This is a genomic window from Intrasporangium chromatireducens Q5-1 (assembly GCF_000576575.1).
GTDB classification, from domain to species: Bacteria; Actinomycetota; Actinomycetes; order Actinomycetales; family Dermatophilaceae; genus Intrasporangium_A; species Intrasporangium_A chromatireducens.
The window spans coordinates 1-6397 of sequence record NZ_AWQS01000214.1 but is presented as its reverse complement, the minus strand read 5'-3'; the positions used below and the strand labels follow the sequence as shown (position 1 = coordinate 6397).

Annotated in this window: 8 protein-coding genes; 4 read left to right on the top strand and 4 right to left on the bottom strand. The window is 68.9% G+C overall.

Features of this window, described 5'->3' with window-relative positions:
* The 4 genes from N864_RS17785 to N864_RS17770 all read right to left on the bottom strand — a co-directional run.
* Window positions 1-1216 (bottom strand): TrbL/VirB6 family protein (locus tag N864_RS17785; RefSeq protein ID WP_051518759.1); only part of this gene is annotated, 1216 nt, incomplete at its 3' end.
* Window positions 1217-1220: 4 nt separating this feature from the next.
* Window positions 1221-1967, bottom strand: coding sequence for a DUF8175 domain-containg protein (locus N864_RS17780; RefSeq protein ID WP_034720105.1), 747 nt, complete (start codon window positions 1965-1967; stop codon window positions 1221-1223).
* Between the two features lie 17 nt (window positions 1968-1984).
* Window positions 1985-2296 (bottom strand): hypothetical protein, encoded by a 312-nt coding sequence (locus tag N864_RS17775; RefSeq protein WP_051518758.1) that lies wholly within the window; start codon window positions 2294-2296, stop codon window positions 1985-1987.
* On the bottom strand, window positions 2293-2931 hold the full coding sequence (locus N864_RS17770; RefSeq protein ID WP_051518757.1) for a DUF6668 family protein: 639 nt from the start codon (window positions 2929-2931) through the stop codon (window positions 2293-2295). The genes N864_RS17775 and N864_RS17770 overlap by 4 nt, the downstream gene beginning before the upstream one ends.
* Window positions 2932-3077: 146 nt before the next feature.
* Between N864_RS17770 and N864_RS17765 the strand changes: the two genes are divergently transcribed.
* From N864_RS17765 to N864_RS17745, 4 genes are all read left to right on the top strand, one after another.
* On the top strand, window positions 3078-3374 hold the full coding sequence (locus N864_RS17765; protein WP_081794001.1) for a helix-turn-helix domain-containing protein: 297 nt from the start codon (window positions 3078-3080) through the stop codon (window positions 3372-3374).
* Between the two features lies 1 nt (window position 3375).
* Window positions 3376-3918 (top strand): hypothetical protein, encoded by a 543-nt coding sequence (locus N864_RS17760; RefSeq protein ID WP_034720101.1) that lies wholly within the window; start codon window positions 3376-3378, stop codon window positions 3916-3918.
* 2 nt (window positions 3919-3920) lie between these two features.
* Window positions 3921-5357 carry a M23 family metallopeptidase gene (locus tag N864_RS24270; RefSeq protein WP_081794000.1) on the top strand — a complete coding sequence of 479 codons (1437 nt, stop codon included), beginning with the start codon at window positions 3921-3923 and terminating at the stop codon, window positions 5355-5357.
* 18 nt (window positions 5358-5375) lie between these two features.
* A partial coding sequence (locus N864_RS17745) for a ParA family protein (protein WP_034720097.1) occupies window positions 5376-6397 on the top strand: 1022 nt, incomplete at its 3' end.

Here is a 6397-nt window from a genome sequence, read left to right as displayed (position 1 = left end):
CCGCACCGGACGGCAGGGCCGCCAGCGCGCCGACCGCCATCGCCCCGCCGGCCGCGCCGCCGGCCAGCGCACCGACCATCGGCGTCACGAACCGCATCAGGGCCGGCATCGCGAACAGCGCGATAACCATCAACATCAGACCCGTGAGCACGGCCAACAGACCCGTGCCATCGTCGGAGAACACGTCGGTGCCGACGAGCTGGAACGCCGCCGCATAGACGATCGCCGCGGCCGGCTTATAGAGGATGAACGCCACCAGCCAGCCCACGCACTTCTTGAACCAGCCCTTGCCCATCTCGGTGTTCGTGAACGACGCCGCCAGGGGCAGAATCCCGGTCAGGATCACCAGCATCCCGCCGCGCGCCACCATCAACACGATCTGGAACACCGCCGCGAGAATCGCGATCAGCCCCAGGATGATGATGAGCAACGCGCCCAGCCCGCCGGCTGCCGGATTGGTCGTCAACGCAAGCAGCGTCAGCATGTTCTCCCCGAAGCACGCCGAGTCCGTCGTCACGTCGCACTCCAGGGAACCGTTGATGACCCACACGGAGAACGAGTCGGCGGCCGTGACCAGCAGACCCACGATCGTCACGCCAGCCCCGGCCACCACGATCAGCGTCAGCAGACTCTTGACGGTCTCCCGGCCCGGTTCGGCGCGCTGCTCCCACGCCATCCGCGCGGCCCCGACGATGACCGAGACGACCGCGGCCGCGCCCATGTACCACCACAGGCTCGATTGGAGGAAGAGGACCGCGCCGCCGGCATTCCTCGGTCCCGACGGCAGCAGGCCGGACACCAGCGCGCTGGCCCCAGCGATGAGCACTACCGCTGTCAGCACCAGCCCTACCCGGCCCACGGCCGCGATGCCCTCACCGGCTCTGATCCTCGTGGCGATCAACGCGCCCAGGATGAACAGCGACAAGATCGCCACAATCAGGCTGATCCAGGTGACATACCCCAGCACCTGCGTGATGTTCCCCGCGTCGGGAGCGGTGCTGCCGGCACTGATCGGGGACGAGCCCCCCGTGCCGGTCAGGTTCGGAGTCCCGATATGCACCCACATCGTGCCCAACGACGCAATCGCCTTGCCGAACGCCTCCATAACGGCGTTCGCCATGTTCTCGATCGCATCACCGACGACAGCCTTGACACCTTCTTGGGCATGGCACATCGGGTTGAAGAACGACCAGCCGCTGCATCCTTCGTCGTTCATAGCGTCATGCCCCCCACGCGATGTATCCCGACAGGTCTGGAATGGTGGCCACGTTGATTGGGGCGCTCGGGTCGGTCACAGTGAGTTTCCAATCACCGTTCTCCCATTCGAGCGTGTACACCATTGAGAGATTGACCGTCTGGCCCTGGGAGGACCCGCGGAGTGCAATGTCGACTCGCGCTGTGTCCCCCTCATACGACAGAACCCGGAACCCAGCGATATCCACCCTTACGCCCGCCAGTTCGTCAGCGGCACCTTGGCCTTGGCCGAGGATTACGTCTCGGTGCGGACCTTCCGCGATGAAGTACTCCAGCCAAGGACCGACTGTTTCGGGATTGCTGCCCTGTACCGCGGCGTTTGCTGCGGCGAACAGAGCTCCCTCAGGGGAGTGTTGGAAGCAGTAGCGAACCCCGTTCTCGTCGGTCTCTCCCGGTCCGTAAGTGGGCGAGGTCGGGTACGCCGTGGTGCCTTGGAACTCCCACTGTGCTTCGGGTGGCGTCGAGACGGTGCCCGAGAGCTCTTGGCCTTCGAGGCCGCAGACGCTCGGGCCGCTCGCGACCGGCGATGGCTCGTCGGTCGGGGCGGCAACGTCCGTTGGCTCGGTGGTGGGCGAGGGCGAGGCTTGGTCTCGGGTTGCGTTGATTCCCACGACGATGCCGAGCACGACGATGATCGCCACGACTATCGCGGCGATGATGAAGCCGGGCCGCGTGAATGGGCTCTGCTCCTGCTCGTTGTCATCAGTAGCCATGTGCAGCTCCCCTTCGATCAGGTCCCGGCGAGGAAGCCCACGAGGGCGACGGCTGCGGAGATGACGATGACGCCGGCCAGGGCCATGCCGATCTTGCCGACGTGCTCGCCGCCCTCGCCGCGGCGCGACTGCACGGCCATCAGGGCACCGGCGGCGAACAGGCCGAGGATGCAGACGGCCAGGGCGACCCACTTGGCCCATCCGAGGATCGCGGTGAATCCTTCGGTGCCCGGTGGCTGGATCGGGTCGGGGTCCGGCAGGGCGGCGAGCACGTCCAAGGGGACGAGCGGCGCGAGGCCGGCCGCGGTGGTGATGGTCTCGACGATCATTGCTGTTGTTCCTTTCGGTTGGTGGTGCCGGCGGCACCAGATCGGAGGAGTGCGCTCAGCTCGTCGACCAGTCGACGAACCTCCCGCGGGGCGTCTGAGGGCACGGGTGGCTCACCCAGACGCCAGGCTTCGGTCCACGGAACGGTCCAGGTGCGCGGCACGCCGCCGCTGACCAGCTGCGCGTAGTCGCGCAATGGGCGGGGCAGCCGGCCGGGCGCGTCCGCGACGATCACCAGGCCCAGCACCTCGATGTACGGGACCAGCCCGGAGGCCCACTGTGTCGCGGCGGCCTGAGCGGCACGCAGCCCGCGCATATGGGAGCGGGCCACCAGCACGACACGTGCCGGGTCACTGCCAGGTGTGCGCGGCCACGCATGCTCGCCGGCCGGCCACTCGGGCACCAGGGCCGCCAGCGTCGACTCCCCGGCCCCGCCGTGGGTCCCCACCCACCACAGCTCGGCCCCGTTGGGGCGGTCTCGTGTCGGAAGCTGGTCGACGCGATCCGGCGCGGGAATGCCGCGCTGCGGAGCGACCGGCCCGGTCGGTGGGGGCACCGTCGTCTCGACCGCCGCGGGACTGGCCGGCTCTGGCTCCGCGGCAGGCTTCGACAGCCACGGGTTGTTCGTCTCTGACACTGCCGCCAATCCTTTCGGGATAATGACGTACCACTGGTCCCAGAGCCATCATAATCACCGCTAGCGGAAGGGTGCAATATCATGACGATACTATCTACATCTAGTTGGCTATGGCGGATCGTAGCGGATTCGTTTACTCTGGTGTCATGCGATCGCCGGCGTGGGCGCGTGCAGTGAACGACGCCAAGGACACCGATGCCCTCGATGCCCTGTTCGCTGGCCTGCCGCCCACGCTGACCGTCGAGGAAGTTTCCGAGTTGCTGAACATCAGTCGCCAGAACACTTACGCCTGGCTACGTGAGGGGGTGATCCCCGGCTACAAGATCGGCACAACGTGGCGCGTGATCCGCGACGAGCTGAAGGAGACCATGCGGCGCAGCGCGAACGTGCCGCACCGTCGGGAGACGCACCGTCCACACCCCGAGGAGGAGCAGGAGGACTGAAATGCGAGGCAAGGCGATAGGGGGCGTCGCCGTGGTGGCCGCTCTCGTCCTGGCCGGGTGCGCCGGTCAGGACGAGGGGGCTCCGCCCGCTCCCCCGAGCAGCACACCGGCCACGCCGGTGACCCCCGACCTGGACCAGTTCACCCCGCCGCCGAGCGGGCTCGTCGACGAGGACACCGGCGAGACCATCACGCCGCAGCCCGTCCCCGAGTGGGACGAGACCTCGCGGCAGAGCGTCGTGGCCGCCGCCGAGACGGCGATGCGCGCTTTCGCCCGACCGGACCTTGACTACGAGACTTGGTGGGCCGAGCTGGAGCCCCTGCTGACCCCGCAGGCGGCCGAAGACTACGCCTACGTCGACCCGGCCAACATCCCGGTGCGTGAGGTGACCGGCCAGGGCACGATCATCGACGACACCAGCGCCTACGTCGCGCAGGTGGAGGTGCCCACCGACGCCGGCCGCTACTGGCTGATCCTCAACCGGCAAGACGCCGACGCGCCGTGGCTGGTCAGCCGGATCACCCCCGTGGAGCAGGCCGACTAGTCATGGCGCAGCGGAACTCAGGGGTCCTGATCGTCGCCGGGCTCATCCCGGCGCTCATCCTCACTCTGGTGTTCAGCATCATCCTGCTGGGCGGCAGCGACGAGGACACCATGTGCCTGCCCGGCAGTCAGCAACCGGGCGTGACGATCGACCCCGAGTCCGTTCCAAACACCCCGATCGCCGGCTACGAGCACGAGCAGCTGGTCAACGCCGCCCACATCATCCAGGCCGGCAAGGAACTCGACCTGAGCGTGCGCGATCAGACGATCGGCGTGATGACCGCGATGGGCGAGTCGAGCCTGCGCGTCCTCGACCACGGCGATGCCGTCGGGCCTGACAGTCGCGGCCTGTTCCAGCAGCGCGCCAACGGGGCGTGGGGGTCCTACGAGGACCGGATGGACCCGTTCACCTCGGCCACCAACTTCTTCAAGGCGATGATGGAAATCGAGGACCGCGACACCCTCGAACCCACGATCGTCGCCCACCGCACCCAGCGCAACGCCGACCCCTACCACTACACGCGGTACTGGCCGGCCGCCGTGGCAGTGGTCGAGGGCCTCAGCGGCGTGGAAGGCATCGCCAACGGCGAGCAGCCGGTCACGTCCTCGCACTACTCGCTCGGAGACGTCAAGCCGCAAACGGCTGTCGTGGCCAACACCGTCGGTCCCATGTTCGGGATCAAGACCGTCGGCGGCTACCGGGAGTCCGCTCACGACCCGGAGGGTCACCCCTCCGGGCTCGCGCTGGACTTCATGACCAACGACATTCCCAACGGCCGCGCCACCGCCGACCAGGTAGCGCAGTACCTCATCGACCACGCCGACGAGCTGGGCGTGGACTACATCATCTGGTGGCAGCAAATCTGGTCGGCCGACCGGGCCGATGAGGGCTGGCGGCCGATGGCCGACCGCGGCTCGGACACCCAGAACCACTACGACCACGTGCACGTCAACATCAAGCCCGACGCCACAGGTGCCGCCGTCCCCGGCTGTGAGCCCACCACCGGCGGACAAGTCAGCCCCGAGGGCTGGGCGCAGCCGGCCGCCGGCCCGATCACCTCTGGCTACGGGATGCGCCAGGACCCGGTGACCGGCTCCTTCACCCGCCTGCACGCTGGCACCGACTTCGGCGGCGGCGGTGACGGCGGCCCCATCTGGGCCGCACAGGATGGCGTCGTCACCGACGTCTACACCGACTCCTCCGGCGGCTGGACGATCGACGTCGACCACGGCGGCGGGCTCATGACCCGCTACAAGCACATGTGGGCCGACGGCGTGCTGGTCAGCACCGGGGACCGGGTGAGCGCCGGGGATCAGATCGGGCGCGTGGGCTCCTCAGGACACTCCACCGGCCCGCACCTGCACTTCGAGGTCCACGTCGACGGCTCCCCCGTCGACCCGGAGGAGTTCTTCGCAGACATCGGGATCACGCTCGGATAAGGACACAGGAGAGGACCAATGACCACAGACACCGCAGCGGCCTGGCCGCGCATCGAGGCCACCATCCACGACGACGGCACCGGCGAGGTCAGCATCGGCGGCAGCACCCACCAGGTGCAGGCCGAGGACCTGCCCGCCGCACGCGACCAGGTGCGCCAGCTCGTTGCCGACACCGCCCGCAAGCTCGGCCGGCCGGTGCGGGCCGTGATGACCGACCCCGACGGGCAATGGCCCCTCATCGTCAAGACCGACGGCACCCTAGAGGCCGACGAGACCGCCGAGGCCCGGCCACGGCCCCGCACCGAGACCCCCGCCCGCACGGCCGTCGAGCCTGCCAGGCCAGCGGCCGCGCCAGCCGACGACACCACGGCCGGCGAGGCCGCACCGCCCGCGCCGGGACCGCAGCCGAGCCCCGCCCAGGACCAGCCGTATGAGACGCGCCGGGAACGGCGCGAGCGGCAGTCCTTCCTCACCCAGGAACAGCGCGAGGAGCCGGCCACCCAAGGCTGGCGCGGGGCGATGACCCGGCTCGGCATCCGCATGAGCCCCAGCCCGGCCGAACGGGCCGAACGCGCCGATATCCAAGCCGTGAGCCAGCACTGGCCCGGCCCGCGCACCATCGCCATCGTCAACGGCAAGGGCGGTGCCGGCAAAACGCCCTCCACGGTCCTGCTCGCCGCGGTGTTCGCCCGCTACGGCGGTGCCGGCGTGCTCACGTGGGACAACAACCAGACCCGCGGCACGCTCGGCTGGCGCACCGAACAGGGACCGCACGAGGCCACGCTGATGGAGCTGCTGCCCCAGGTGGACCGGCTGCTCAGCACCGGCGCGCAGTCCGCGGACCTGGCCCACTACGTGCACCACCAGACCCGCGACCGCTTCGACGTGCTGCGCTCCAAGCCGATGGAACTGGCCTCCGCCCAGCGCGTCGAACCCGAGGACGTCGACGCCATCCACGCCGTGGCCGCCAAGTACTACCGGCTCATCTTCATCGACTCCGGCAACGACGAATCCGACCCGATGTGGCGGCGCATGATCGA

Coding starts and splice junctions, on each gene's coding strand:
- N864_RS17775 (WP_051518758.1), bottom strand. CDS start 2,296: ATGATCGTCGAGACCATCACCACCGCGGCCGGCCTCGCGCCGCTCGTC.
- N864_RS24270 (WP_081794000.1), top strand. CDS start 3,921: ATGGCGCAGCGGAACTCAGGGGTCCTGATCGTCGCCGGGCTCATCCCG.
- N864_RS17780 (WP_034720105.1), bottom strand. CDS start 1,967: ATGGCTACTGATGACAACGAGCAGGAGCAGAGCCCATTCACGCGGCCC.
- N864_RS17760 (WP_034720101.1), top strand. CDS start 3,376: ATGCGAGGCAAGGCGATAGGGGGCGTCGCCGTGGTGGCCGCTCTCGTC.
- N864_RS17765 (WP_081794001.1), top strand. CDS start 3,078: ATGCGATCGCCGGCGTGGGCGCGTGCAGTGAACGACGCCAAGGACACC.